Source organism: Paenibacillus paridis (assembly GCF_006345825.1).
GTDB lineage: Bacteria > Bacillota > Bacilli > Paenibacillales > Paenibacillaceae > Pristimantibacillus > Pristimantibacillus paridis.
The window spans coordinates 43,588-69,573 of the sequence record NZ_VCIX01000090.1 but is presented as its reverse complement, the minus strand read 5'-3'; the positions used below and the strand labels follow the sequence as shown (position 1 = coordinate 69,573).

The 25,986-nt window shown below is 49.0% G+C and carries 20 protein-coding genes; 1 reads left to right on the top strand and 19 read right to left on the bottom strand.

Going from position 1 to position 25,986, the window contains the following annotated elements; translation table 11 throughout:
- Positions 1 to 71 precede the first annotated feature (71 nt).
- The 16 genes from FJQ58_RS19685 to FJQ58_RS19610 all read right to left on the bottom strand — a co-directional run bounded on the left by FJQ58_RS19685 (position 72) and on the right by FJQ58_RS19610 (position 22,497).
- Positions 72 to 614, bottom strand: a complete 543-nt coding sequence (locus FJQ58_RS19685; protein ID WP_139996479.1) for an HAD family hydrolase — start codon at positions 612 to 614, stop codon at positions 72 to 74.
- 40 nt (positions 615 to 654) lie between these two features.
- Positions 655 to 3,039 (bottom strand): glycoside hydrolase family 95 protein, encoded by a 2,385-nt coding sequence (locus tag FJQ58_RS19680; protein WP_139996478.1) that lies wholly within the window; start codon positions 3,037 to 3,039, stop codon positions 655 to 657.
- Positions 3,040 to 3,138: 99 nt separating this feature from the next.
- On the bottom strand, positions 3,139 to 5,256 hold the full coding sequence (locus FJQ58_RS19675; protein ID WP_139996477.1) for a DUF5054 domain-containing protein: 2,118 nt from the start codon (positions 5,254 to 5,256) through the stop codon (positions 3,139 to 3,141).
- Positions 5,257 to 5,280: 24 nt separating this feature from the next.
- Entirely contained in the window at positions 5,281 to 6,993 is a 1,713-nt protein-coding gene (locus tag FJQ58_RS19670; RefSeq protein WP_139996476.1) for an alpha-1,3-galactosidase-related protein, read from the bottom strand.
- Positions 6,994 to 7,072: 79 nt separating this feature from the next.
- A complete protein-coding gene (locus tag FJQ58_RS19665) occupies positions 7,073 to 8,716 on the bottom strand; it encodes a type 2 periplasmic-binding domain-containing protein (RefSeq protein ID WP_162341613.1) in 1,644 nt (547 codons plus the stop codon).
- A 48-nt stretch (positions 8,717 to 8,764) separates the two neighbouring features.
- Positions 8,765 to 9,661 (bottom strand): carbohydrate ABC transporter permease, encoded by an 897-nt coding sequence (locus tag FJQ58_RS19660; protein WP_139996474.1) that lies wholly within the window; start codon positions 9,659 to 9,661, stop codon positions 8,765 to 8,767.
- On the bottom strand, positions 9,661 to 10,566 hold the full coding sequence (locus tag FJQ58_RS19655) for an ABC transporter permease (protein WP_139996473.1): 906 nt from the start codon (positions 10,564 to 10,566) through the stop codon (positions 9,661 to 9,663). Before FJQ58_RS19655 ends, FJQ58_RS19660 begins: the two co-directional genes overlap by 1 nt.
- 185 nt (positions 10,567 to 10,751) lie before the next feature.
- Positions 10,752 to 12,176 (bottom strand): response regulator transcription factor, encoded by a 1,425-nt coding sequence (locus tag FJQ58_RS19650; protein WP_139996472.1) that lies wholly within the window; start codon positions 12,174 to 12,176, stop codon positions 10,752 to 10,754.
- Complete coding sequence (locus FJQ58_RS19645) at positions 12,169 to 13,962, bottom strand: sensor histidine kinase (RefSeq protein WP_162341611.1); 1,794 nt, start codon at positions 13,960 to 13,962, stop codon at positions 12,169 to 12,171. The genes FJQ58_RS19650 and FJQ58_RS19645 overlap by 8 nt, the downstream gene beginning before the upstream one ends.
- A 242-nt stretch (positions 13,963 to 14,204) precedes the next feature.
- Complete coding sequence (locus FJQ58_RS19640) at positions 14,205 to 14,903, bottom strand: polysaccharide deacetylase family protein (protein ID WP_238404202.1); 699 nt, start codon at positions 14,901 to 14,903, stop codon at positions 14,205 to 14,207.
- Between the two features lie 124 nt (positions 14,904 to 15,027).
- Complete coding sequence (locus tag FJQ58_RS19635; RefSeq protein ID WP_139996469.1) at positions 15,028 to 15,702, bottom strand: YhcN/YlaJ family sporulation lipoprotein; 675 nt, start codon at positions 15,700 to 15,702, stop codon at positions 15,028 to 15,030.
- 143 nt (positions 15,703 to 15,845) lie between these two features.
- Entirely contained in the window at positions 15,846 to 16,736 is an 891-nt protein-coding gene (locus tag FJQ58_RS19630; RefSeq protein WP_139996468.1) for a transglutaminase family protein, read from the bottom strand.
- Complete coding sequence (locus FJQ58_RS19625; RefSeq protein ID WP_139996467.1) at positions 16,733 to 17,728, bottom strand: alpha-E domain-containing protein; 996 nt, start codon at positions 17,726 to 17,728, stop codon at positions 16,733 to 16,735. Before FJQ58_RS19625 ends, FJQ58_RS19630 begins: the two co-directional genes overlap by 4 nt.
- Before the next feature lie 19 nt (positions 17,729 to 17,747).
- Positions 17,748 to 19,205, bottom strand: a complete 1,458-nt coding sequence (locus tag FJQ58_RS19620; protein ID WP_139996466.1) for a circularly permuted type 2 ATP-grasp protein — start codon at positions 19,203 to 19,205, stop codon at positions 17,748 to 17,750.
- Between the two features lie 227 nt (positions 19,206 to 19,432).
- Complete coding sequence (locus FJQ58_RS19615; protein ID WP_162341609.1) at positions 19,433 to 20,467, bottom strand: globin-coupled sensor protein; 1,035 nt, start codon at positions 20,465 to 20,467, stop codon at positions 19,433 to 19,435.
- 134 nt (positions 20,468 to 20,601) lie between these two features.
- The gene (locus FJQ58_RS19610; protein ID WP_139996465.1) at positions 20,602 to 22,497 is read right to left on the bottom strand and encodes a PrkA family serine protein kinase; all 1,896 of its coding nucleotides are present in this window, start codon (positions 22,495 to 22,497) and stop codon (positions 20,602 to 20,604) included.
- A 241-nt stretch (positions 22,498 to 22,738) separates the two neighbouring features.
- Here FJQ58_RS19610 and FJQ58_RS19605 point away from each other — a divergent pair, with 241 nt between their 5' ends.
- Positions 22,739 to 23,464: a DUF2161 family putative PD-(D/E)XK-type phosphodiesterase gene (locus FJQ58_RS19605; protein WP_139996464.1), complete on the top strand. Its 726-nt coding sequence runs from the start codon at positions 22,739 to 22,741 to the stop codon at positions 23,462 to 23,464.
- Here FJQ58_RS19605 and FJQ58_RS19600 read toward each other — a convergent pair.
- The 3 genes from FJQ58_RS19600 to trmL form a co-directional block, all read right to left on the bottom strand.
- Positions 23,448 to 24,644, bottom strand: a complete 1,197-nt coding sequence (locus FJQ58_RS19600) for an aminotransferase-like domain-containing protein (RefSeq protein WP_139996463.1) — start codon at positions 24,642 to 24,644, stop codon at positions 23,448 to 23,450. The genes FJQ58_RS19605 and FJQ58_RS19600 overlap by 17 nt on opposite strands.
- Positions 24,645 to 25,076: 432 nt before the next feature.
- Positions 25,077 to 25,325: an AbrB/MazE/SpoVT family DNA-binding domain-containing protein gene (locus FJQ58_RS19595; protein WP_139996462.1), complete on the bottom strand. Its 249-nt coding sequence runs from the start codon at positions 25,323 to 25,325 to the stop codon at positions 25,077 to 25,079.
- 178 nt (positions 25,326 to 25,503) lie between these two features.
- Positions 25,504 to 25,968: a tRNA (uridine(34)/cytosine(34)/5-carboxymethylaminomethyluridine(34)-2'-O)-methyltransferase TrmL gene (trmL, locus tag FJQ58_RS19590; protein WP_139996461.1), complete on the bottom strand. Its 465-nt coding sequence runs from the start codon at positions 25,966 to 25,968 to the stop codon at positions 25,504 to 25,506.
- Positions 25,969 to 25,986: the final 18 nt, after the last annotated feature.

Below are 25,986 nucleotides of genomic sequence, written 5' to 3'. Positions count from 1 at the left end.
CACCGGGCTGAATTTTTCCATAAAAGAGAAAAAACCGACTCCAAAGGAAGTCGGTTTACTCGTTCTGCTTGCTATTGCGGTTGATTCACAAGCTCTTCATTTAATCGCTCTGCAAGCTCAAGCAGCGCGAGCGGCTCGGCAATCGTGTAATCCGGGCGTTCGCTCTCATCAGCCGGATCATGCGGGTACCTAGGCGTCCAGCTCAGGAACACGCTCGTCATGCCAAGCGCATTAGCCCCTTTCACATCACGGCTTAAATTGTTGCCAACCATGGCAACGCGGCCAAACTCCGCTTCCGGAAGCTCAATCGCGCCTGCCGCAGCTTTAAACATCCGGGCACTCGGTTTTAATGCCTTAATATTTTCCGAGTAGATCATAGCGGTAAAATAATCATAAATTCCTAGCTGGATAAACATATTTTTAAAGGACTGCGCTTCTCCGTCAGCAACCAGAACAAGCGTGTAGCCGCTCTCGTACAAGCTCTTAAGCATCTGATCGGCGCCTGGAATAACGTTAGCGCGAATAACGATGCCGGACTCATCCCTGACCTCCGTCGATTCATCGATAATCGTATCGCCACTATCCAAAAACAATATCAGTTTTTTCTCACTCATGCAGCTGCCTCCCCCATTTCTAATCAACCGTTTCCTGCGTTCATTTCCCCTTATTCACAATTCGGAATACCTGACCTTCACGGGTTGCGAAGCGTACGATGTTCGCTTCAGAGCTGCTATGGCTAACGGAATTACCTTCCGTAGAAGTGATTTCCCATGAAGCTTCTGTCCGTAACGAGCAGTCCTTTCCAAGAAGCGAGCGAATTTCAGCTTCCAATAGACGCCCCTGTTCCCAGCGAATGCTGATTTCGAAACCGTCCCGTGCCCGCAGCCCTCTAATCTCGCCCGATTGCCATGCGGCAGGCAATGCTGGAAGCAGCTCCACGTACGACTGGTGCGATTGCAGCAGCATTTCAGCGATTCCCGCCGTCGCAGCAAAGTTCCCATCGATTTGGAACGGCGGATGGGCCCCGAATAAATTCCCATACACGCCGCCATGATCATAAAGTTCCGCTTCCGTTTCCTTTACAAGTCGAAGCGATTGATCAATCAGCCGCAAAGCATGGTCTCCATCACGGAACCTTGCCCATAGCCCAACCTTCCAGCCTAAGCTCCAGCCGGTTCCGTCATCGCCGCGCCGAAGCAGCGACTGCTTCGCCGCTTCAAACAGCTCAGGCGTCTCTTCCGCCGTCAACTGCCTGCCTGGGTAAATGCCGAACAAATGCGACACATGGCGATGATGCTGGTCTTCGTCCTCAAAATCCTGCGACCACTCCTGAAGCTGCCCATGGCTGCCAATTTGCAATGGAAGCAGACGAGCTCTGGCCGCTGCCAACTCCGACCGAAATGGCTCATCGATGTCTAGATATTCCGATGCTTCTATGCAATTCGAGAATAAATCCCAGATTAAAGCAAGGTCCATCGTCGTCGCTTCGCTAACGCCAAAGCATCCGTCCTTAGTCCGGAATTTATGCTCCGGAGAGGTGGATGGTGAGGTAATTAAGCGTCCCTGTCCATCATCAATCAGCCAATCGAGACAAAACATTGCTGCCCCCTTCATAATTGGATAGGCTTGATTGCGCAAGTACTCTTCGTCCTTGCCGAACGCAAAATGCTCCCACAAATGCTGGGTTAACCAAACCCCACCCATTGGCCAATACGCCCAAACCGCATCGCCGTCTCCATAATCGCCAACCGGCGCGGTTTGCGCCCAAACATCCGCGTTATGGTGAGCTACCCAGCCTCTTGCCCCATAATTCGTGCTGGCTGTTTCCGAGCCATTCGCAGCAAGCTCTCCGATAAACGCAAGCAGCGGCTGATGGCACTCAGCCAAATTACAGGTTTCTGCAGGCCAATAATTCATTTGCGCATTAATATTCAGCGTCCAGTTGCTGCTCCAAGGAGGCCTGGTCGATTCATTCCAAATCCCCTGCAAATTTGCCGGTTTCGTGCCGCCGCGCGAGCTGGCAATCATCAGGTACCGCCCATAATGAAAGAGCAGCTCAATCAATCCCGGGTCCTTCGCGCCATATTCCGTAATCCGGTTATCCGTTGACATATCCGCGGGCGCTAGTGCCTCACCGATCCGTAAGGAAACACGGTTGAAAAGCTCATGATAATCGGCAAGATGCGAGGCTTTAAGCTGTTCGTATGATTTCTGCAAGCCTAGCTCCAGCGTGGAAACCGCTGCCGCAGCTGCTTCCTTGCCCTGACTGCCGGGAAGCCGATTATAGCCAGCAAAGCTCGTTGCCGCGCTAAAATAGAGAGAAACCCGCGTTCCGCCATAGACATGAAGCCCGTCTCCATCCGCTACGACAATGCCGTCCTCAGACCTGGCGGCAAGCATACCCTCGAAGACCATCGCCTCCGAAGCAGAACCGCTGCCGTATACAATCGGATTCTTATCCTTGAAATAGCTGGGCGCGACATGCTCTGGCGCTTGTCCTTTTAGCCTATAGCGCTGCCCATCCGACTCCGTACTGTAACGGAGCGGGCTGTCCATTCGCGCATGGAAAGTCAGTGCGCCAGGCTCGCTAGCTTCAAGATGCAGCACGATTAGCTGATCCGGATGGGATGCGAACAATTCTCTTTTGTAGGTAACCCCGCCGATCTCGTATTCTACGCCTGACAAGCCATTTTCCAAATCCAGCGTCCGATGATAGCTCTCGTATTTATTGCCATGCTCGAAAGCTAAGTGAAGATCGCCGAAAGGAAGATAGGATTGCGTATACGGACCCATCATTTTTTTCGTTTCCTGATCGGCCTCCGCATAACGCCCTTCCTTGATCAGCTTGCGGACGCGCGGCAGCGCCTCCTTGGCCCCTGGATTGTTCCAATCCTTCGGGTAGCCCGACCATAACGTATCCTCGTTAAGCGCGATCCGTTCTTTCTCTACCCCGCCAAAGATCATCGCGCCGAGTCGCCCGTTGCCGATAGGAAGAGCCTCTGTCCAGACGGATGCAGGTTTCTTATATTGCAGCTTCATGCTCGCACCTCTCTTTTTATCATCCCGTATTCCTTTATTAACTCCATTATGAAGTGAAGCGCTTAATCCTGCAAGCGAAATGCGTAAAATTAAACCGGTTTATTTCAGGTTGGATTTTAAGTTCAACTCGAAGCGGAATTTCGCATCCTCACCATACCACATCGGGAAGTTGGTTCCCCAGATGTTGTTATGCAAGTTGAAATGCCAGCCTTGATCAAGCGACACAAACGTATTATCGAATTGCAGAAGCCTTTTTTGACCTGGTGCAACAAGCGCTGCGTCTTTCGTTTCAATGACTGCAGAGCCATCCGCTCCGCTATAGGATACTCCTTGTCCGACTGCATGAAGATTTCGGTTGCCATCATAAACGACGCTAAGCGGGGAAACATCGGCACCCAGCTTGTCCATGGTCCATAGGTTGGCATTATCCACCTTCAGGGTGCAGCCAAACCAGCTGGCTTCGGGAAGGCGATTCGCATCCTTGCCAAACCATTGCAAGCTAACCGCGATCGTACCGCTCGTATGATGAACCGTGTATTCCACTTCAAGCGTCTTCGGAGCGCCATACGTCTCATGTGCCAGAGCAGGCATGCGAAGCTTAAGCAAATAACGATCCTCGGAGGCGCCTTTTTTGACAAAACGCCCGGTAACCACGGGACTAAAGAGCTGGTGGCTCGGAAGCGGCCTAACGAATTCAAAGCCCGGCTTGCTGAAATCCGCATCGGACCATGGATGCGTGACGGGCAGGCCTTCCATATACGTTCTGAAGTATTCGCCGTAATTGTCCGTTCCGAATGTCTCATAAGCATAAGTACCGAAAGCGTGGCTTTCATCGACCCAGAGCTTTCCATTCTCATCCTTCAGGAAAGTAAGTGCGCCATTCTCGCCGAATGCCAGCTCGTACCCGCCGCTGCGGAAGCGCTCCAGTGGCTCGAAGGTTTCGTAGCCGCTTACATTAGCCGGAACTGGAATCAGTTGCTCAAATGCTTCCAAAGCCTCGGCTTGCTTGTCTGCCTCAAGGCCGGAAATCGCTTGATCCGTATAGGCTCTTTGTTCAGCCCATGATTGCTCAATCAATGAATACGTACGCTTGCTCTGTTCTCCTTCGAACAGGCTGCTCGAGTGCTTGTCGAATTCATCCATGGCAAAAGCGCCGATATAAGCAAATTTGGCTGGCATATCGTTCACGTCGACTTCGTCACGCAGACGCGCGGCTTGGAAATCCGGTTTGGCGTAATGGCGGAAATCTGGCAGCCACTTCTTCACGTCAAGGCCCCACGTATGCTCGGCAACAAGCAGCATCGCTTCGCTCATGTCCTTGTATTCCTTGCTTTCTTCCGTCATGCGGCCTTGTTTGACCCATTCGGTTCTTAGACGGCCAAGCTCACGCAGCTTTGCCAGCTTCATCGGATCTGTCCCGGCGCCATGAATCCAGGTATCGCCAATTTCTTCCCGCACGATCGGCAAACGGTCGCGCACCTCAAGCAGCTTAGCTACGAACGCATCCATCGTGGAAGCCATAATTTGCGCATTCGGGTACTGCTGCTGAATCGCGTCGAACTGATGGCGGATATCCTCCACGCTTGGCGGTCCGCAATTATCGCCGGTATGGGCAAATACAAGAACGTCATGCAAGCCTTCAATTTCAAGCACCTCGCCGTAATTGCCGGCATAGTTCACGATAAGCTCCGAGCCGTCTTCCGCTTGCCAGCGAAATAGACGAGGCACGCTTGGACGCTTCGATGCTGGATTAACGCCGATATGCATATATTGAATCCCGTATTGCTGCATAATCGGAATCATGCCCAGCGTATGGCCAGGAACATCCGTCATTTTCGAAGCGATCGTTTGCTTGCCGTATTCCTTATCAAGCTCTTGGCTGATCGACAAGCCAAAACGAAACAGCTCGGCATCCATCACTTCCGTGTGGGTCGTAAACGGCAGGCCGTGCCAAGCGATGTGCCCGCTCTTGATCGCCTTCTCCATCCGCGCCTTCTGCTCTTTCGTTGCATGATTCAAATAATGGCGAATCAACCATGAGCCCGTCGTCCAGATAAAGCGTTCCCGGCCGCCCTCCGCCTCCAGCTTCTCAGCCAGCTCAATCGCTTTCGGAATATACTCCTCGCGGTATTGCTTAGCCACATGCTGGGCCAAATGGGTAAAGCCGATGTCCAAATGGGTCTTAAACACGACATGTACTCTCTCGATGCTTGTCATTCTCTTATCCAGTCCTCCATCATGTCAGGTTTCTCTGATCAATGAATGGGCCGTGAGCGAAATAGCGGTACACGCCTCAAAGCGAACAACGTCCTGAAGCGCGTGAAACTCGTTTTGACCGCCCACAGCTACAATTTCATTGTTCATAAAGCCTATATTACACGTACTTTTAGCAGAAAGCACTATTGCATTTTCAGTTTCGAATTTATTATTTTCAATGATGATGTTGTTATGCACCGGATGCTCCGCGCTAACCTGCCTATTTTCCGGGGCAATAAAGATGATCGGATGCTGCTCGTTTCCGCATTTTATAAACGTATTGTCATGAATCAAAACCTGCTGCACGGGGCCGGATTCATACCAGCTCTCGGCATCAGCTGCGATGAAGACCGCACTCATCGTCATTTTCTCGAACCGGTTATGCGCAATCTCCACTTTGCGCCGGGTCGTTGCCAAAACCCCTCGTGTCGGCACTCGTTCAAACGAATTTCCGGTGATTTCCATTTCGGGGGTCCAGGTCACGTTTTCAATGACATCTTCGTGCTCGATGCCCTCCGGTACCGAATGCTCCAGCGTAAGCAGCATCTCTCGCGGATTCACAAGCTCGGCAGAAATCACTTTACTGCTATGATAGGCCATCAACGATTTGCCCCTGACGAATTCAATCTCATCTCCTGCAAAAAAAGCCTCGAAGCCATAGGTTTGATGATGCATAAACCTCACCTTTACCTGATTGGGGGCAGGCTGCTCCACAATGCGCAAATAAGTGCCGTGAACGTTAATCGGATCATCATGCCCGCCGCTGAACCGGCTGTCATTTACTTTAATAAGCCCGCGGCAGCCTGAGACATGGATAAAATCAGCAAATGCCGTAACCGTGCGTCCCGTTTCCTTGCGCGGCGTCATATCCATGCGTTCAAACGTGAGGTTCTCGCTGAACTGGCATACGATTCCGAGGCCGTGCATAAAATGCATGCCCACATTCGTAAAACGAACCTCACTGCTTCTGTTAACGAAAGCGCCAACCTGGTCCCTGATTCCGTCGCGAGCCTGCAAAATATTGCCGACCGCTTGATCCGGCGAATGATTCAAATGAACCTTCAGCCGCCCGGGCTCCAGCTCCTCCACTTTCACCGCGTTCTCCAATACATTATCAATCCGCCAAGTGCGGTTTTCCTTCAGGTCCAGCTCCTGCATGGGGCCTACTAGAAAACGCCAATGATCGCCGATCCAAGCTAACTTATTTTCTTTGATCTCATAGCGATAGGACGGATGCACGGCAAGCACGAGATTATTCGATCCCGCTTCTGCGACAGTCATCTCTACGACGGTCGGCTGCTCGTAATCCACATGGACGTTGCGGATTTCAATGTCCGCGCATTCATCTACCAGAAACATCGTTTGCTTCCCATGGAAAATGAATAAGGAACCTTTTCCGTCAAGCGTAAATTGCCGCAGTCCCTTTAAGAATAGTCCGATCGTTTTCGTCACATCCGGATTTTCCACTTCACTGGTCGTGTTTGAAATATAATAAGGCTTTCTCGTCGCGTGTGCGGGAAAAAAATCATACCTCCCTGAAGCGCACTCCAGCACGACGGGGCCCTGAATTTGGGCAGCCGCCTCAATTGCCCGCTGCATGGCAGGCATGGCATCCTCCCCCGAGTCAGGCCTGCCGCCATAATCACCAAGCTTTAGAACGGCAGGGTTCTCACCGTTTTCCGATTGCCGCATTGTCATCCTTCTTCTCCTCCCTTTTCTTCAGAAACATAGGAAATGCCCTGCCGCTTCCGACAGAACATTTCCTCTGTTATGTTTCTTATTTTTGTTTGGCCATTTCTGCCGTTACTTCCGTAATCGCTTGCTGCAGCCCTTTGCTGTCATAGCCTTTTACCGTAGCTCTCCAGGTTTTGACCGGGTCATCCTTGCCTAGGATCATCTTCGTGAAATCATCGTCGAAGTTGATCGAAGACAGTTTGTCCTTCGCAGGCGTAGTCATTGTGAAAAATTCGAAAGCGGTTGGCATTGGCTTAGCATTGTCCATTTGCCATTTTATTTCATCTTGAATGAACTGTATAGATGCATCTCCGTGAGCCGCGCGATTGGATTCGCTATCTTCGATTGCGCTAGCATTTCTCCAAGCAGCCAATTGCGAGATAATATCCATCGAAGGATATTGTTTTTTCAAATCAATGAATTGGCCGTTCTCTTCTTTCGCGCGGGTAATGACGTACTTGTCGCCATCCTTCGTGTAATCCTTGCCTTCAATGCCGTAATCGAACAATTCTTTTCCTTTGTCAGACAGCAGCCAGTCATACATTCTCAAAATACGGTCAAGCTTCTTGTCATCCACGTCTACGTTAATCATAGTTTCTGACCACCATGGGCTGTTGACTTGACGGTATACCGTACCGTCCGCACCTGGCCATAGGTGTAAAATTTTCACATGATCAAAGAAGTTAAGCCCAGGATTGTTTTTCTCCCATTCCGATTTGATGCCTGTGGCTCCCAAAATGCCGTCCGTTTTGAATGCAAACGCACCCGCTTTGTTTTGGTAGAACTTCTGATTGCCTTCGCCGGCTTTGGCAACCGCGAAATCCGGATCAAGCGTGTGGTCTTTGTACATCTGGCGGGCTTGAACGACTACCTCGTCCATTTTCTTCGAAGCATAGAACGGAATCCATTTGCCGTCCTCTTCTACCCAGCCCTGATTCCCCATTTGCGGGAAGGTAGGGACAAATACGGATTTGAAGTAGCCAAGCGTGTTCATGACAATGCCTGTCGTATCATTTTTGTTGTTGCCATCCGGATCCTTCTCTACAAACGCTTTCAGCATGGCGTTGAATTCGTCGAAGTTTTTCGGATCTTCAATGCCGAGCTTCTCCATCCAATCCTTACGGACAAAGATCGCACGGTCAACCGCCCATACCGCTTCCGCTCGCTCAAGCGGGAAGGTCATGCGTGGAATCGCATACAGCTTTCCGTCGCGCCGGATGCCGTCTACACCCTTAGCCTTGGCGACCTGCTCCAAATTGGGATAAGCGCTGAGGTCATCGGGAAGCGCATGGATCAGCTCTTGGTTGACCCATTCATTATACGTGGCCGGGCTGTCATTCGTAATGCTGTTGGTAATAATATCAGGAAGCTGGCCGGCAGCAGCCCATACCTGGGCCTTCTGCTTATAGTTGTCCCAGCCGATATCCATCGGCTTTAGGGTGACGTTAAATTCCTTCTCCACTTGCTGCAATATTTCATCCTTCTGCTGGAAGCCTACGCCAATTCCCCACCAGGAAATAGAGATATCCATATGGTCCTTGTACGGATTGTCTGACACCTCAGCCGTTGGCGATGCCGTGTTATTGCTGGCTTCAGGCGCATTGTTAGCGGATCCGCAGCCGGATAAAGCTGAGATGAATAATGCGCTTAATAACGTCAATGAGACAACTTTGTTTGTTTTCTTCATTTTTCCGTTCCCCCTGTACATTTATATAATAAAAGCATGAAGCTTCTACTACCCTTTGATCGAGCCAATCATAACGCCCTTCGTAAAATATTTTTGCAGGAAGGGATACAAGCATACGATCGGCAAAGCGCTAACGACCAGAACCGCCATTTTGAGCATTTCCGGCTGAAGAGCCGAGCTCGACGAGACGACCGAGCTTACGCTAATGCTGGTCAGCAGCTGTTGATAGTTAGTAAGCAGCTCCCTAAGCAGCGCTTGCAATGGCAGCAAATTAACGTCCGTCATGAACAATACGCCGAACCACCATTCATTCCAGCGGTCTACCGCATAAAACAAAGCGATCGTCGCAATCATCGGCTTCGAGATGGGCAAAATAACCTTGTACAAGATTTGAATCTCGTTCGCGCCATCGATTTTCGCCGATTCCTCAAGCGCTACCGGCAGCGTGCGGAAGAAAGCGATACAGATCATCATATAAAAAGTATTCACGGCGACCGGCAGAATCATAACGAGCAAATTGTTAATCAAGCCATAGTTCTTCATGGTCAGATAGAAAGGAATAAGCCCGCCGTTGAAAAACATCGTGAACAAAATGCCTGACATCACCGCTTTGCGCCCTGGGAAGCCGCTTTTTGAAAGCACATAAGCACCCGTAAGCGTAACTAGCATATTAATTAGCGTTCCGACAACCGTCACAAAGATCGTGACGAGAAAAGCATTGAGGAAACGCGGCTCATGCAAAATGTAGCTGTAAGCCGAAAAATCAAAAGCCGTAGGAATCAAATATACGATTTGCTTCGAGATAGCTACCGAATCACTGAATGACATCAAAACCACGTTATAGAAAGGAAAAATCGTGCAAATGGTAAGCAGAATCAAGATCGTATGGATGATCACATCCGGCATGCTAATTTTTTTGCGTCGTTTCACCGTTTGTGCTGCCATTATACCAATCCCTCCCCGCCAAGCCGCTTCACCATAAAGTTCGCGGAGTACAGTAAGATAAAGTTCAAGACGGCTTTAAACAAGCCAACCGCTGTCGTGACTCCAAAGCTCAACCCATCTCCGAAGGCAGAACGGTACAGATACGTATCAATGATATCGCCTGTTTCATATACGCCTGGATTGTAGAGGTTGAACACCTGCTCAAACCCGCCGTTCATCGCATTGCCTACAGCCAGAATCATGAGTATCGCCGCCGTTCCCCGAATGGAAGGCCACGTAACAGCCATCAGCTGCTGGAACCGGTTGGCTCCATCAATGCGAGCCGCTTCGTACAGCTCGGGATTGATGCCTGCAATCGCTGCCAAATAAATAATCGCGCTCCAGCCAATTTCCTTCCACATGCTGGATAGGAACAAAATCGGACGGAACAAGCCCGGATCGGTCATAAACGTCTGCTTGTCAAAGCCAAAGGAGGCGATAATTTGATTGAGAACGCCGGATTCGCTTAAAAAGTTGAACATAATTCCGCTTATGATCACCCACGAGATAAAATGCGGGAAGGTATATACGGTCTGATAAAACTTTTTGAATTTCTCTTTCGTAACCTCATTGATTAGCAATGCCAGAATGATCGCTGTCGGAAATTCAAAAATGATCCGTCCGCAGCTGATAATAATCGTGTTCGTAAACGCTTGCCAAAAATCGCTTTGGTTCACGAGCTCCCGAAAGTTTGCCAAGCCTACCCACGGACTACTCAGTATTCCTTCCCTGATGTGATACTCCTTAAATGCGAGGAGCACTCCATACATGGGAACGTATTGAAACAATACATAAAAGAGCAACGTAGGGAGGAGCAAAATATACAAGAAGCGATGTTTGTACATTTCCTTCCCTAATAAATTCATGTTTGTAAAACCTCCTTGTAAGCGTTGTCACCTTCTTGCTCTATTATCGCTCGCCAGCCAAGGAGCGTACATGGACGCAATCTATTCGTTCTTTCTGCAAATTCAACCCTCTCCACAAAAAAAGAAAACCTTCATGGAAAGTTTTCTTTAAATAATCCATAGCGATGATATAAATCGTCCATATTTTAAAAAGAATGCGGTTTCTCGCGATATTGTGTAGGTGTTTTTCCCATCATTTTTTTGAACATCCGCGTAAAATAAAAATAGTCATGATAGCCGATTTTTTCGGCAATCTCTTGAATCGTGCCTGCTCCGCTCTCCAGCAGCTCGCAGGCATAAGCAATCCGCAGCTTGGCGATATGGGCGGTAAAGGTTTCCCCAACCTCTTTTTTGAACAATTGGCTAATATAGCTGGGATTCATGAAAAATTGCTCCGATAGGTCTTGCAAGGATATATCCTTGCGAAAATTCAACGCCACGTAGTTAAGAATGGAATTTACGGTCGGATTTTTGGTTTCGACGGATGAGCCCGCTGCGCTGCTTACAGATTTGGTGATCAGCGACTTCAGCTCGCCCAGCATGCTAGGCAGATCTTTAAAGGATTTTACTAGCTGCTCATAGCTGTACAGCATGCTCTCCGTCTCTCCCAGCTCAAATAAGAAAGAAACCGTCATATTATAAACCTTGAGCGCATGCTTTATCGTTAACGTCCCCTCATGAAACAAGGCTACGATCTTGTCTATGGCTTGCTGCGCCGCAACCAAATCCCGTTCCTGAATGGCTGCGCTGACCTGCAAAAGCCATTCGTTAAGCTCAGGGCTGCTAGTGGATGGATCTGCCATGCCCACACATGCAGCCTCACCGTTTATAAAAAACTGATGGGCAAGCACATCCGCTGCTTCAATGGCTTGCTTAATTTCATTTAAATCGTTGAACGGGCTGCTAATCCCAAGTCCCTGTATCGTCCCCGGCCTATTCCGCTCCCAACCTAGCCTAATGGCATCCGCAAGACGGGCATTCATCAGATAGGCTGTTTTGGAAGAGCCGACCTTCATGCGGGATACTCCAAGCGATTGCGCCGGCAGCTCTTCCGGTCCAACCGAAACAACAGCAACCAACGAATCTCCGTCACGCTCCAGCACACCGTCTTTTTTCAGCTTATCGCTAATGAGCTCGTTCTTAGGGCCCGGTTCATCAATCAGATGAAGCAGCGAGCGCTCGAAGGAGCCTTTCGACAAATTCAATTGTTTGTTTAATTTAGCCAGAACGCTGGATATCTCCACTTCATCGAAAGGCTTCAAGCAGTAAGCAAACGCCCCTTGGCTAATCGCTTTCTGCGCGTAAGCAAATTCCGCATAGCCGCTTACAATAACAAACTGTATCGGGAACGGAAAGGACTTGCCTCGCTGAATCAGCTCCAGCCCATTCATTTCTGGCATTCGTATATCTGTAAAAACAACATCCGGCTTGCACTGCCCAATAGCTTCAAGTGCCGCAATGCCACTGTATGCTTGTCCCACGACTTCGAAGCCGAGGCTGCCCCAATCCACCAAGTCCTTCAAGCTTTCCACAACCCAGCTCTCGTCGTCGACAAGAAATACTTTATGCATCCTGTTCCTTCCTCTCCGCCAGCTTAAGCTGCACTTTCGTACCCCGGCCTTCTACGCTATCGATTTGGATCCCGTATTCATTCCCATAAATCAGCTTAATCCGGTTATTTACATTGCCAAGCCCGATGCTCTTCACGTTTTCGTCCGCTGCCGGCGCTGTGGACTCTTCGGATAACATGCTGCGAATATGCGCTAGGCGGCCGGCTTCTATGCCTACACCGTCATCTTCAATTACGATGTGAAGAGCGTTTTCCTCATCCACGCTCGCCCGCAATGAAAGCTTCCCTACCTTCAGCGTCGGCTCGAAGCCATGGTAAATCGCATTTTCGACGAGCGGCTGAAGGATCATTTTGGGAATGCGGCAGTCCATCGCTTCCTCCGAAAAATCGTATTCCACGGAGAACCGCTCCGCAAAGCGGATTTGTTGAATTTGAATGAACGACTCTATCATTCTAATCTCATCGCGCAGCTGCACAACATCGGCGCCCTTGATGCTGTAACGAAAAATATTCGATAGGGATCTGGTCATCGTTTTGATTTTCGTTTGCTTCTCCACGACTGCGATGCCTGTAATAGCCTCCAGGGTGTTGTAGAGAAAATGAGGGTTGATCTGGCTTCTCAAAAAAGCCAGCTCCGCCTTCTTCTTCTCCAGCTCGCTGCCGTAGATCCGGCTGTTTGCTTCCAGCAGGCGCTGGGTCAGCTGCTCGATCTCATCGAGCATTTGATTAAATTGAGTGGCCAGCACATTGATTTCAAGATAACCATGGAGCGAAATTCTCTTTTGAAATTCAAACAGCGTTCCCCGCTTGACATTCGTCATGAAAAACATCATTTTCTTGAGCGGACGCAAAATATTGTTAATGATAAACGTAAACGGAACAGCCAGCAGCAGCAGGCAAATGGCTAAAATCGTAAGCTCTACCTCGCGAATCTTCCTTAGGTCGCGCAGCAATTCATCCTTCGGCGCCATGCTTAGAATAACGCCATCGATATCGGGCAAGCTGTCGGCTTGCATGATGTAGGATTTATTTTTCCACTGCACCGTTTGCTGGTCATTGCTTTTCCCGCTAATGTTGAGTTCCTTCGGCAAGGCCGTTCCGATTTGGTTCGGCGTATTGCTGGTAATAATTTTATGGTCACGGTCCAGCAAATAAATTTGCGTGCTCGTATTTTTCATGGCATATTCTTCTTCGCCTGCAAGCGCTTTCGGCCTGATGATAAAAAAGAGCGTTCCAACATTCGTATTAAACAGTTCCCCAGGCTGCATATAAGTGATCGATGTCGCGAATATAAGCCCCTCAGCGGAGCCGTATGAGCTGCCAAACGTCTGCATCCCCACATAATAAGCATTAAATTTCGTTTTAGGCAGCTTGCTGATCATCGGTGCGACATAGGGATTGCCTCCGTTAATATCGACCCAGCCGCCATTATTGCCCGAAATAACGATATCAAGGACACCATCCTTCAGCTCCTTTTGGTTAGTGATCAGCTGGCTTAACTTTTTGAACATTTCATAGCGCCGCAGTGGATTTTGCTCTACGAGAAAGCTCTGCACTTCTTCGTTGTACGATATATTTTGCATCAGCCGGTTAACCACGTCTTTGTTGGAAATCACGTTTTTATGAATTTCAGTAACCGTCTGCCTCACGTATTCCTCATGGTTCCTCGTAATCATTCCCGACATCATTGAATACGTATGCAAAATGATAATCAGGATGACGGCAATGGAGGATCCAGCCAATATTAAGAGCTGGGAGCGAATAGAAAGTTTTCTAAGGAACGCCAAGGAGCTCATCTCCATCACGATAATATAATCAAATGCGGGTCATATCGCTAATTATTACTGCAAGGCCAGAACAAGGTCAAGCCCATTAGCCAAAACACAAAATATCCTGCAAATCGTCCATAGCATGCCCAAAAATCGTCTATATGAATGTTTTCGACATTCAGATATGCCAATAAGAGAGCTCGCGACTGAGAGCTCCCTGCATCTATTGCTATTGCATCCCAAACTCTATACTAAGCTTGCTAATGTGTCGGGACATTCATCATCGTATTCATGAGCTCCGTTACCGTCACGAATGCATATCCCCGCTTGGTCAGCTCATCCAAAATTGTGTCCAACGCTTTAACCGTCTGCATCGATCCCGGAATATAATCATGCAGCAATACGATATCGCCGTTACGCGCATTATTGAGTACTTTGTTCACAATTTTATTTACGCCAGGACTTTTCCAATCGTTCGTATCCTGGTGCCAGGACCACATGATTGTTGTATATCCAAGCGTTTTGGCGATTGCAATGGAATGTTCATTATAATAGCCTCCGGGAGGCCGGAACAGCTGCGGCTTTTTCCCTGTTAGCGCCTCTAATGCCTTTTCTGTTCTTACGATTTCTTCCCTTATGGTCGCTTGACTGATCGAACGCTGAAAGTACACATGATTAAACGTATGATTGGCTACCTCATGCCCTTCGGCAATTTCCCGCTTAATCGTCTCCGGATAACGTTCAACCTTGTTGCCAAGCACAAAGAAGGTAGCCTTTGCATTGTATTTCTTCAATAAATCCAAAATCATATCCGTCGTTTTAGGAAATGGGCCATCATCGAAGGTTAAGGCAATAATCTTATCGTCCGTAGGAACCTCCCATACAATTTCTCCTCTTTGTTCATAAAAAAAACGGTCCTTTTTTATCGGGATGCCAAACCCTGCCAAAATAAAGACCATTATCAGCAACAGCAAACTCCTTCTCAGCATGAACAATGCAATTCCTCCTAACAGCGCAGCCGTATGTAAAAATAAGAAAAGCCGAGCAGCTCCAAAAAGGAGCTGCCAGCCCAACTAATATCCATTAACGCAGCGGAGCAGTTACCGCATTGCCAATGTCCCGAATCATCATCGTTACGTCGTTCGCTAACGTTTTGATTGGATGATTGCTGGACATGCCTGCATTCATCTTTTGTATTTTTTGATGCATGGCGTGGTCGGAAGTAACATGAATGTTATACGCAGGATATTGACCCTTTAATGCTGCATAAACCTGCTTTTCGATGATTGCTTTTTTGCCTTTATTATCGATATCTAGTCCGACGATCGCTTCGTTATTATGCACAACAACCGTTGCCATTTTCACTCCGCTGACACTTCTTGCTCGGCTGGCCAATTGATCGGCGCTTTGCTTTGTATTCATGCCATGCATTCGGTTATAAGTGGAATTGCCCATCCGGTTTTCCATCGTATTATCTATGCCAGTGCCATTGTTCATATTGTTGTACATACGGTTATTGCCCGTCATGTTATCCATGCCGTTGTACGTCGAATTACGTGTACGGTAATCCATTTCATTAATCCGGCGATCCGTCATGTTTGTACCGTAAGGTACGGCTTTGGATTCAATGCGATGCATTTCGTTTCTGGCTTTCATCGATTGCTGCTTTACGGTATGGTTTTGGCTGCAAGCGGACATGGAAAAGCCTATTGCCAGAACCATTACAGATGTTATTACGGGTTTTAAATGTTTTTTCACTTCATAGCACCTCCTGTTTGATGCTTATAAGGTGTGCTAAACAAGGCCATTCATACATGGAAAAATGATTGTGCTCCTAATAAAAAGAACGGCAAGCCACTGTTCGCGGCTCGCCGTCCATTGAATGCTTATCTATTCCGTTCTTAATCCTCAACATTGCGTACGTCGACCGTTACATGCAGGATTTGCTCCCCTGTGCCTCGATAGACACCCTTTACGGGCACAATATCCTTATAATCACGGCCATGCCCCAGTTTTACGTAGCGTTCGCCCACGGGATCCATATTCGTTGGGTCAAAGCTGCACCAGCCAAGTCCTGGCACGAAAGCTTCGACCCAGGCGTGGGAAGCCTGTTCAAAGTCGGCGCTGCCTCCCTGTAAATCGCCTACAAAGTGATAACCGCTCACGTATCTGGAAGGGATGCCGAACGCTCGGCAGCTGGCGATCATCAAATGCGCAAAGTCTTGGCATACTCCCCTTTTGCTGAGAAACATATCCGATGCCCTCGTCTTCACATCCGTCGCTTCCGGATCATAAATGAACTCCGTACGAATTTTGGTTGAGAGCGCGCTAAGCCAGTCCAATACGCTGGAAGGCCCCGTCCCGCTTGACTCGTCTATCTCGCGGGCGAAGCGCTCAACCTCTTCGGTCACGGCTGTATATTCCGTCGTGAGCAAAAACTCCGTAAACCGGTTTGCCGCATCCTCCGTCCTCAGCCAGCCCCACGCCTGGCCAACGGGACGCTTACTTAAATATTGCGCCCTCTCCTCTGAAGAAGGCGCCTGCTTCGTAACCACCGTCATTTGAGTGCGAATGGTCAGTTTCTTATGAGGACCGTTGACGGAGAAAGCATGGACACGGTTGCCGAAATAGTCCTCATACGTAAACAAAGATGCATTCGGCTCAATGGATATGGCTTGCTGATAGCAGGATTGCCGCTCATTCGTGCTGGGGGTGAGCCTAATTTCATTGACACTGTCCGTAACCGTCTCTGCGTATTCGTATTGCGTCACATGAGAAATGCTCAGCTTCATGCGCTAGCCTCCCCCATGCGAAAAAAGGTTTTCGCAAACGCCATCCCAAGCTGCTGGCAAGCATCAAGCAGATGCGCCACGATAGTCCCGCTCCGGTCAATAACCATATCTTCCCGTTCCAAGCAAGCGAGGTCTGCCTTCACCTTCCCAACCTGCCGAAGCACACGTTCATGTGCCGTTCGAAGCTGTTTGTCCTGCAGTTCGATATCTCGCATATGGTCATCCAGGGAGTGCAGCGCGAAGTGGAGCGAACGTGGGAACGCGTCATTGAGAACCACAAATTCAATAATCGATTCCACCGATATGCCATCCGCATAATAACGGCGAAACGCTTGATAGCCGCTAACGGAGCGGAGAACTGCCTGCAAATAGGAGTAGGCGTTCGCGTTGTTAAACCCTTCTCCGCTAGCTGCGTTTCCGACCGCTTTGATGATGCGCAGCGTGTTCTCCGAACGCTCTAGAAACCGGCCGCACTCAATAAAATGCCATTCGTTCTCCCTTGGCATAACCGATTGGCTGACGCCTTGGAACAACGCCGTCCATTCCTTGATCCGTCCAAAAAAGAGATGCGGGGATTCACGAAGCAGGTCATCCGGCTGTTTCTCGCGCAGCCACAAATAAAATCCATTCGTGGCGTCCCACATTTCGCTCGGCACCTTCTCGCGCAGCGTACGCAAATTGCCGCGGGCATGGCTGACGCAGGAGACCAGCGAATTCGCATTGTCGCGGTCAAGCGTTGTATAGAACAACACATCTCTCTCGTTGTAACTGCCGTACTGCTGTTCATAGGCCTCGCGGCTGCCCAGCGCATCAACGATTCTGGCCCATTTGGAATAGGATTCGGCTGTTTCAGCCCCTTGTTTCCCTTCCGCGCCAGCCGTATCCTCATCTACCTGCAAATGATAGTGAACGTCAATGAGCCTGGCATGATTTTCAGCACGCTCCATATAACGACCAATCCAAAATAATGCCTCTGCATTCCGGTTCAGCATCGCATTCCCTCCAAATTATTTATCGATTAAGGACCCACGTATCCTTGACTCCGCCGCCCTGTGAAGAATTGACCACGAGCGAGCCCTCCTGCATGGCTACACGCGTTAATCCTCCCGGAATGACATGCGTCTCTTCTCCCATCAATGCAAAGGCCCGTAAATCAATATGGCGAGGCGTCATGCCCCCGTCTACCATGACCGGAGCGCGCGAGAGCTTCATCGTCGTTTGCGCAATGTAGCGTTCCGGCTCGCGTTTAATCGCTTCGGCAAACGCCTGAAGTTCGCTCTTGGTAGCGCTTGGTCCGATCAGCATGCCATAGCCGCCCGAGAGGGAGGTTTCCTTCACCACAAGCTGGTCCAGATGCTCAAGCACGTACTCCCGCTCTTCCTTGCGCGATAAAATATAGGTAGGCACATTGTGGAGGAGCGGCTCTTCGCCCAAATAATAACGGATCATATCCGGGACGTACGCATACACCGCTTTGTCGTCAGCTACGCCGGTGCCTGGCGCATTGGCGATAGCAACGTTGCCTGCACGGTAAGCGTTCATCAAGCCGGGAACGCCTAACACCGAATCCGGCTGGAAGGCGAGCGGATCAAGAAAATCGTCGTCAATGCGGCGATAGATCACATCCACTTGGCGAAGGCCGCGTAAATCGCGCAAATAAATTTTATGGTCCTTGTAGACAAGGTCCCTGCCTTCTACGAGATGAATGCCCATTTGCTGCGCCAAAAAAGTATGTTCGTAATAAGCGGAGTTGAAAGCGCCTGGCGTCAGCAGAACGATTAACGGATCTCGTTTGCCGTTAGGGGAAAGGGCACGGAGCGAGCTAAGGAAGCAGTTCAAGCTCCGGTCAATGCTTTGAACCGAGCTAGACAAATAGAGGTCGTGGAAGAGCTCGCTCATCAGCGTCCTGCCTTTAAATAAGTAAGAAAATCCTGAGGGCGAACGCAAATTGTCCTCCAGCACGTAGTACCTGCCTTTTTCGTCGCGGATTAAATCAATGCCCGATGCTGTAATATATACACCGCCGGGTACATGTAGACCAGCCATTTCTGGACGAAAATAAGTATTCGATACAATCATCCTCCGAGGAATGATACCGTCTGCTACGATCTTTTGACCATGATAAACATCATGAATGAAAGCGTTCAATGCGCGGATCCGCTGTCTCACTCCCCGGTCAACCACTTCCCATTCATGCCTCGGAATGACACGCGGAATGTAATCGAAGGGAATCGTCCTCTCCAGAGGCTCGTTTTGCGCCTCGCTATACAGCGTGAACGTGATGCCTTCCTCCATCATCCTTTGGTTAATCGCATTTTGACGAATCGCAAGCTCTGCCGGTTTGATTCTCCCGAATAAACGATGGACGCTGTCATAATGGGCTCGAACGGAAAAATCCTTTTCGAACATCTCATCGTAAAAGGTTTGAGAATCATAATATTGCGATTGCGACTGTTTGGCCGTCGACATGACAACCGCCTCCTTCATGATGGGCGCTGCACCAATTTGGTACGAGCTGGGTAAACATTCGATCAATTATGTTATATTTATGTTAAAAAACTTAACAATTGTAACGGAATTGCATCTTAATGTTAGGATTATCATACTAAAAACTGAAAATTGTGTCAACTTATATAACGCGAAAGCAGGAACCCTCGGTTGAGAGAATTCCTGCTTTTTCTAAGCTGCGTATGATACTAGGATTGGTTTAATTGCTGTAAATCTTTAGTCACCTTATCGACCATTTGCACGAACGAAGCCAGCTCTTGGGAACGGGCGGCCTGATTGCGCGCTTCGACCGAGGTTTGTTCGGATTCCTGGCGGACCGCTGACAGTTTCTTGTCAATCTCTTCAAGCTTCGACTGTATCCCTTCAAGCGCATTTCGTGAGGAAGTGGCCAGCTTGCGTACTTCATTCGCAACGACCTCGAATCCGCGCCCATGCTCGCCGGCTCTCGCTGCTTCAATAGCTGCATTCAGTCCGAGCAGATGTGTCTGGTCCGAAAGTCCGCGAATCAACGTACCCATTTCATTAATGCCGTCAAGCTCCTCGCGAAGCTCTCCCAATAGTGTATGCGTCTTATCCTGTGATTGCGAGGTTGAAATTGCGGTAGCTGCAATCGATTGAGCACCCTCGTCCAATTCAAACATAAGCGAAGCAAGCTCCTGGACTGCACCGGTAACCGTAGTCAGCATCGCTGAACGATTGTCTGCAAGCTCTTGGATTTTCAATTGCTCATGCTGATTGTACGCTTCGAGAACGAACTGGGAATCCAGATTAAACAATTTCGTCAATACATGCACGACTTCCTGCCAGTGCTCGGGAAGAACGCGTTGAAGCACTAATGTTGAAATATCCAAATATGTCATATAAGCACCCAGATACCAATCCGTTGTCAATCCAATATTGGAATGGACGGCGCCAATCTTTATTCGATTATCAATATACGCTTGATCGATGACCCCCTCGGTCAGCGATATGTAGTACCACCTTTGTGTTTCCTTCAAGCGTTCAATCGTGCTGAACTTCGAAATCAAAGCAACGAGCTCCTGCTGCTGCCCGATGCTATCATAAAAACGGTCAACCACTTCATCGACGATTTTTTGAAAAATAGGCTTGTATTGTGCCAGAAGAATCAAATCCTGATCCATAATGCCTGTATACTCAAGCTGTTTCTTGCGTTCTGCTGATACATTAATCAACTCGTCCGACTCCTTCGGTGTAATAGTCATCCACTACCACCTATTATATCGGAAAACATACACAAATCAGTATGGTCCTGATAAATTTATTTTAAACCTGGGAGCATTACAGAAAAGCCGATAGACGATTGTCTATCAGCTTTTCCAATACCCAAACCGGGAAATTAACGATTCAGCAGGCTGCCCACATAACGAAGCAGCTCGTTAGAGCAGACCGAGCAATATTTGTGATCGTCCATAAGCCGCTTCGTGACCTCATTGATCCGTTTTAATTGGCTTTCATCCGGTGTCTTGGTAGAGGTCGTAATCTTCACGATATCCTTCAAATCTGCGAACAGCTTCTTCTCAACGGCTTCACGCAGCCGCTCATGGCTCGTAAAATCAAATTTTTTCCCTTTGCGCGAGTACGACGATATGCGAATTAGAATTTCCTCGCGGAAAGCTTTTTTCGCATTTTCAGATACGCCGATTTGCTCTTCAATCGAGCGCATAAGGCGCTCATCCGGGTCCATCTCCTCGCCGGTCAGCGGATCTTTAATTTTAGCCCAATTGCAGTAAGATTCGATATTGTCCAAATAGTTTTCAAACAGCGTGCGGGCAGATTCCTCATAAGAATAAACAAACGCCTTTTGAATTTCCTTCTTCGCTAATAAATCATATTCCTTGCGCGCAACCGAAATGAAATTTAAGTACCGCTCACGTTCTTCCTTCGTGATGGAAGGGTGGCTATCGAGCCCTTCCTTAAGTGCACGCAGTACGTCAAGCGCATTAATGCATTGTGTATCCTGCTTGATCAAAGCGCTGGAGATTCGGTTAATGACATAACGAGGATCGATGCCCGTCATGCCTTCCTCCAGGTATTCATTTTGCATCTCCTTCAAGTCCGCTTCCTTAAAGCCCTCAATTTCCTCACCGTCGTACATCCTCATCTTCTTCACCAAATCCATGCCCTGCTTCTTCGTCTCCTTGAGCCTCGTTAGAATAGAGAAGATCGCCGCTGCCCGCAGCGCATGCGGAGCAATATGGATATGGCGCATGTCGCTCTGCGCGATGAGCTTCTTGTAGATTTTCTCCTCGTCAGACACCTTGAGGTTGTAGGGCACAGGCATTACGATCATCCTGGAGTGAAGGGCTTCGTTTTTCTTATTGCTGATAAACGATTTGTACTCGGATTCATTTGTATGAGCGATAATCAGCTCATCAGCGGATATTAAAGCAAATCGTCCGGCCTTAAAGTTGCCTTCCTGCGTCAATGATAGCAGGTTCCACAAAAACTTCTCGTCGCACTTCAGCATTTCCTGAAACTCCATTAACCCCCGATTGGCTTTATTTAGCTCGCCGTCAAACCGATAGGCGCGCGGATCGGATTCGGAGCCGTATTCGGTAATCGTCGAGAAATCAATACTGCCCGTCAGGTCGGCAATGTCCTGCGATTTAGGGTCAGACGGACTGAATGTTCCAATCCCGACACGATTGTCCTCTGAAATAAACACGCGTTCCACGAGCACATTCTCAATATCGCCGGCATATTCCGTTTGCAGCCTCATTTGGCACGATGGGCACAGATTGCCTTCGATTCGAACGCCAAGCTCCTTCTCAATATCAGAACGAAGCTCATGGGGAATGAGATGCGAGGGGTCCTCATGCATTGGGCAGCCTTTAATCGCATAAACGGCTCCTCGCTCCGTTCTGGAGAAACGCTCCAGCCCTTTTTTGAGCATCGTCACAATGGTTGACTTGCCCCCGCTGACGGGTCCCATCAATAGAAGAATCCGCTTGCGGACCTCAAGCCTGCGAGCCGATGAATGGAAATACTCTTCCACCAGCTTCTCAATCGCACGATCGAGCCCAAAAATCTCCTGGTCAAAAAATTTATACTGCTTTTGACCCCCAACGTCTTCCACCCCATGAGATTCAATCATTTCATAAACGCGTGAATGTGCTGTCATGGCCGGGGACGGGTCCTTCCTCAGCAATTCAATATACTCCTTGAATGTTCCTGTCCAAGCAAGCTTCTCGCTCTCAGCCTGATACTCCGATATTCGCTTGAAAATGTCCATACCGTGCCTCCTCCCATCGCTTCCGCATTCCACTAATCATTCGACGCCCGGGATTTGTCTCTAGACGCTCTATCGAGTGGTGCCAACTTTTATTGAGATATAACAATCCTATGCTTATTCGGGAAGATAATTGCACACTATTTTTGTCCATCATCCATCAAATTACGACAAGCTCATGGAATCCTTTGTTATAATGGGAACAAAAGCATCGTAAAACGGAAATGGGAAGGAGTAATCCGAAGTGGCAGTTGCACGGGAAGAGGAGCTTTATCATCCAATCAAAAAATACTACGAGCAGCTTGGCTATACGGTAAAAAGCGAAGTGCTCCACTGTGATTTAGTGGCTATTCATCCCGAACAAGCCGATACCGTTATTGTCGAAATGAAAAAAACGTTCAATCTCGCCTTGCTGCTGCAAGGGGTTGAACGTCTTCGCATAAATAACCATGTCGTGCTTGCCGTGGAACGGAACCGCAAAAAAAGCGGCGCTCACAACCAACGGTTTGGCGATTTGACCGAGCTGTGCCGGATGCTGGGGCTTGGGTTTATGACGGTTACGTTCTACAAAACCAAACCGCCGGTCATCGAGCTGCTATGCCAAGCAGGCGATCCCCCTCAGCGCGGGGTGAGAAGGAAAAAACAGTCTCAGCTGCTTACCGAATTCAGGGAGCGCAGCGGCGATTACAACGTCGGCGGCAGCACGGGACGCAAGCTGGTTACCGCATACCGCGAGAAGGCGCTGCGCTGCGCTTATGCGCTCCATAATTACGGCCCGCTTGCTCCTCGCGAAGTTGCAGCAATCACCGGCTACAGCCGCAGCGGCGAAACCATGCGCAACAATTATTACGGCTGGTTCGACCGCATTGGCCGGGGCAAATACAGCCTGCGCCCGGATGGTGCAGCCGCGCTTGCCCAATACGGGGATGTCATTGCCGATTGGACAGCCTCGCTTAGCTCCGCGCCGTAAACTCGCCGAGCGCTTCCACAAACCGTTTCACGCCCTGCTCTGTGCGCGCACCCGTATTATAGGTATAGTTCAATCTGGCGGTGTTTCGCTGCGGGTGATCGCCGTAGAAGGCGCTTCCTGGTACGAAAGCCACGCCCTTCTGAACCGCACAGCGCAGCAGCGCCTCCGCATCAAGTCCGTCAGGCAGCTCCAGCCACAGGAACATGCCTCCCTTAGGCTTCACCCACACCACGTCTTGAAGCGCTTCTCGCTTCAGCAGCTCGTGCATCTCGACCATGCGCTCTCCATAGGATTGGGATATTAGTCGGATATGGCTGTCCAAATCAAACCCCTTCAGCAATTGGCTCAAAATTTGCTGATCGATGGCGCTGGAGTGAAGATCAGCGGCTTGCTTTGCTTTAGCTACCATCCCGATAACCGTGCTGTCCCCGATGGCCCAGCCCGAACGCAGTGCAGGCGCGACGGTTTTGGAGAAGGTACTCGTATAGAATACAGCTCCGCCCTCAGCCTGACCCTCCAGTGAAAATAACGTTGGAAATTGTTCGCCCTCGTCAAATTTAATATCACCATACGGATCATCCTCAATGATCGGCATATCATTTTGCTTGCATAGCGCAAGAAGCTTCTTTCTGCGCTCCAAGCTCCATACGCGTCCGGTCGGATTTCCGAAGGTCGGCACCGCGTACAGCAGCTTCGGACGATGCTCGCGAATAAGCCGCTCGGCCTCTTCAGGAATCATGCCGTCTTCATCGCTCTCCGCAGCAACAACCTTTAGACCATGCAAAGCAAATACCTGCAGACTTGCCAAATAGGTAGGCTTCTCGACTAAGATCGTATCGCCGGGCTCCGTAAGCACGCCAACGAGCAAATCGATCGCCTGCTGCGATCCGGTCGTTAGAATCATTTGATCCGGATTCACATGCATTTGCTTCGCGGCCATACGCTCGCACAGCTGCTCCCTAAGCGGCATGTAGCCTTCTGTGAGCCCATATTGCAGTGCCCCTTTTCCAGCCGTAAATACGCGGTCTGCCGCTTCACGAATCGCTTGCACTGGGAACAGCTCCTCTGCTGGAAGCCCACCTGCAAACGATATCATATCCTTTCCTTGTGTCAGCTTCAGGATATCCCTGACGACTGACGATTTCAACTGTGATACTCTGGATGAAAAACGATAATTCATATGCTATGCTCCTCCTCGCGAGCTGATATGCCCGCTATGCTCATACTCTCTATGTTAACAATGTGTTCACAACTTTTAAAGTTTTCTTTTTTGCCATCGTTGGTTATAATAAAGACAGCTTATTTGGAGGTGTCCCACAGATGAACTTTATTATTGTTATGACTGTGTTTGCATTGTTCATTACGGCGATGCTCACTAGCTCCTACAATGACGACAAAACGCAAGGCCTGTAAGCGCGCATCTGCCAGCTTACGGTAAATGCATATGGCTGAATCCTGTCTCAGGCATTCGTCCGTATGCCAATCAACAGAAAGGAAGCGTGGCCCATGTCGCCTGCTTCCTGCTATCATGAAACAAACGAAGCTTCCCGCCGAGCGCATTTGCTCATTTCGGGAAGCTTCATTTCGTTAAAATAGCAGGCCTTAGCGCTGATTAGCGCTGCAGCTCTGCCATTTCTTCCATACAAACGCCACATACATAACGATCCTTGAAATCACGTACCTCAACCATAGAGCCGCAAAACACGCATTTTGGACGGTAACGCTCCAAAATAATATGGTCACCTTGGACGAAAATTTCCACGGGATCGCCCTCGTTCATCAAATAACGTTTACGCAATGATTTTGGAAGTACAATACGGCCGAGTTGATCCACTTTCCTTACTACACCTGCTGGTTTCATCACTTTCACCTCTTCTGTGTCTGGTTTCGCAAGTCATTTTTGAGAAACCTCTGCGTTATAGTGTTTCGATGGTACTTCCGCATTTCCTTCATTCATTCATAAATTCTTAATATCCTGCAATTAATTTTTAGTTTTCCGGTGATAAAATACCAATAAAAGTTAAACAATGCATAAATTATCACTTTAGTCCCGGAAAATCATTTTGCCTGAGCGCTTCATAGATAACGATAGCCGCTGAATTGGATAAATTAAGCGATCGCACCGTATCGGTCATCGGCATTTTAATGCAGCTTTCCAAATTAGCGTCTATAAGCTCTTGAGGCAGCCCTTTCGTCTCTTTGCCGAATACAAAAAAGTCTCCGTCCTTATACTCGAATTGCGAATAAGAATGTCTGGCTTTCGTGCTGGCATAAAAAAAGCGGCCCTCTGGATAGCTGGCAAGCACTTCTTCAAAAGAATCATGATACTCAATATGGACAGAATGCCAGTAATCGAGTCCCGCCCGCTTCAAGGTACGGTCGTCCGTATCAAAGCCGAGCGGTCTTACTAAATGCAAAATTGTACCGGTTGCAGCACAGGTCCGCGAAATATTGCCTGTGTTTGCCGGAATTTCCGGTTCCACCAAAACGATATGAAATGGCATGGCTTTCTATCTCACCTC

Bases quoted from the DNA above. Each gene is read 5' to 3' on its own strand.
- FJQ58_RS19685 (WP_139996479.1), bottom strand. From the start codon at position 614: ATGAGTGAGAAAAAACTGATATTGTTTTTGGATAGTGGCGATACGATT.
- FJQ58_RS19680 (WP_139996478.1), bottom strand. From the start codon at position 3,039: ATGAAGCTGCAATATAAGAAACCTGCATCCGTCTGGACAGAGGCTCTT.
- FJQ58_RS19665 (WP_162341613.1), bottom strand. From the start codon at position 8,716: ATGAAGAAAACAAACAAAGTTGTCTCATTGACGTTATTAAGCGCATTA.
- FJQ58_RS19675 (WP_139996477.1), bottom strand. From the start codon at position 5,256: ATGACAAGCATCGAGAGAGTACATGTCGTGTTTAAGACCCATTTGGAC.
- FJQ58_RS19660 (WP_139996474.1), bottom strand. From the start codon at position 9,661: ATGGCAGCACAAACGGTGAAACGACGCAAAAAAATTAGCATGCCGGAT.
- FJQ58_RS19610 (WP_139996465.1), bottom strand. From the start codon at position 22,497: ATGGACATTTTCAAGCGAATATCGGAGTATCAGGCTGAGAGCGAGAAG.
- FJQ58_RS19600 (WP_139996463.1), bottom strand. From the start codon at position 24,644: ATGAATTATCGTTTTTCATCCAGAGTATCACAGTTGAAATCGTCAGTC.
- FJQ58_RS19615 (WP_162341609.1), bottom strand. From the start codon at position 20,467: ATGACTATTACACCGAAGGAGTCGGACGAGTTGATTAATGTATCAGCA.
- FJQ58_RS19650 (WP_139996472.1), bottom strand. From the start codon at position 12,176: ATGCATAAAGTATTTCTTGTCGACGACGAGAGCTGGGTTGTGGAAAGC.
- FJQ58_RS19655 (WP_139996473.1), bottom strand. From the start codon at position 10,566: ATGAATTTATTAGGGAAGGAAATGTACAAACATCGCTTCTTGTATATT.
- trmL (WP_139996461.1), bottom strand. From the start codon at position 25,968: ATGCCATTTCATATCGTTTTGGTGGAACCGGAAATTCCGGCAAACACA.
- FJQ58_RS19630 (WP_139996468.1), bottom strand. From the start codon at position 16,736: ATGAAGCTGAGCATTTCTCATGTGACGCAATACGAATACGCAGAGACG.
- FJQ58_RS19620 (WP_139996466.1), bottom strand. From the start codon at position 19,205: ATGTCGACGGCCAAACAGTCGCAATCGCAATATTATGATTCTCAAACC.
- FJQ58_RS19595 (WP_139996462.1), bottom strand. From the start codon at position 25,325: ATGAAACCAGCAGGTGTAGTAAGGAAAGTGGATCAACTCGGCCGTATT.
- FJQ58_RS19640 (WP_238404202.1), bottom strand. From the start codon at position 14,903: ATGGTCTTTATTTTGGCAGGGTTTGGCATCCCGATAAAAAAGGACCGT.
- FJQ58_RS19670 (WP_139996476.1), bottom strand. From the start codon at position 6,993: ATGACAATGCGGCAATCGGAAAACGGTGAGAACCCTGCCGTTCTAAAG.
- FJQ58_RS19625 (WP_139996467.1), bottom strand. From the start codon at position 17,728: ATGCTGAACCGGAATGCAGAGGCATTATTTTGGATTGGTCGTTATATG.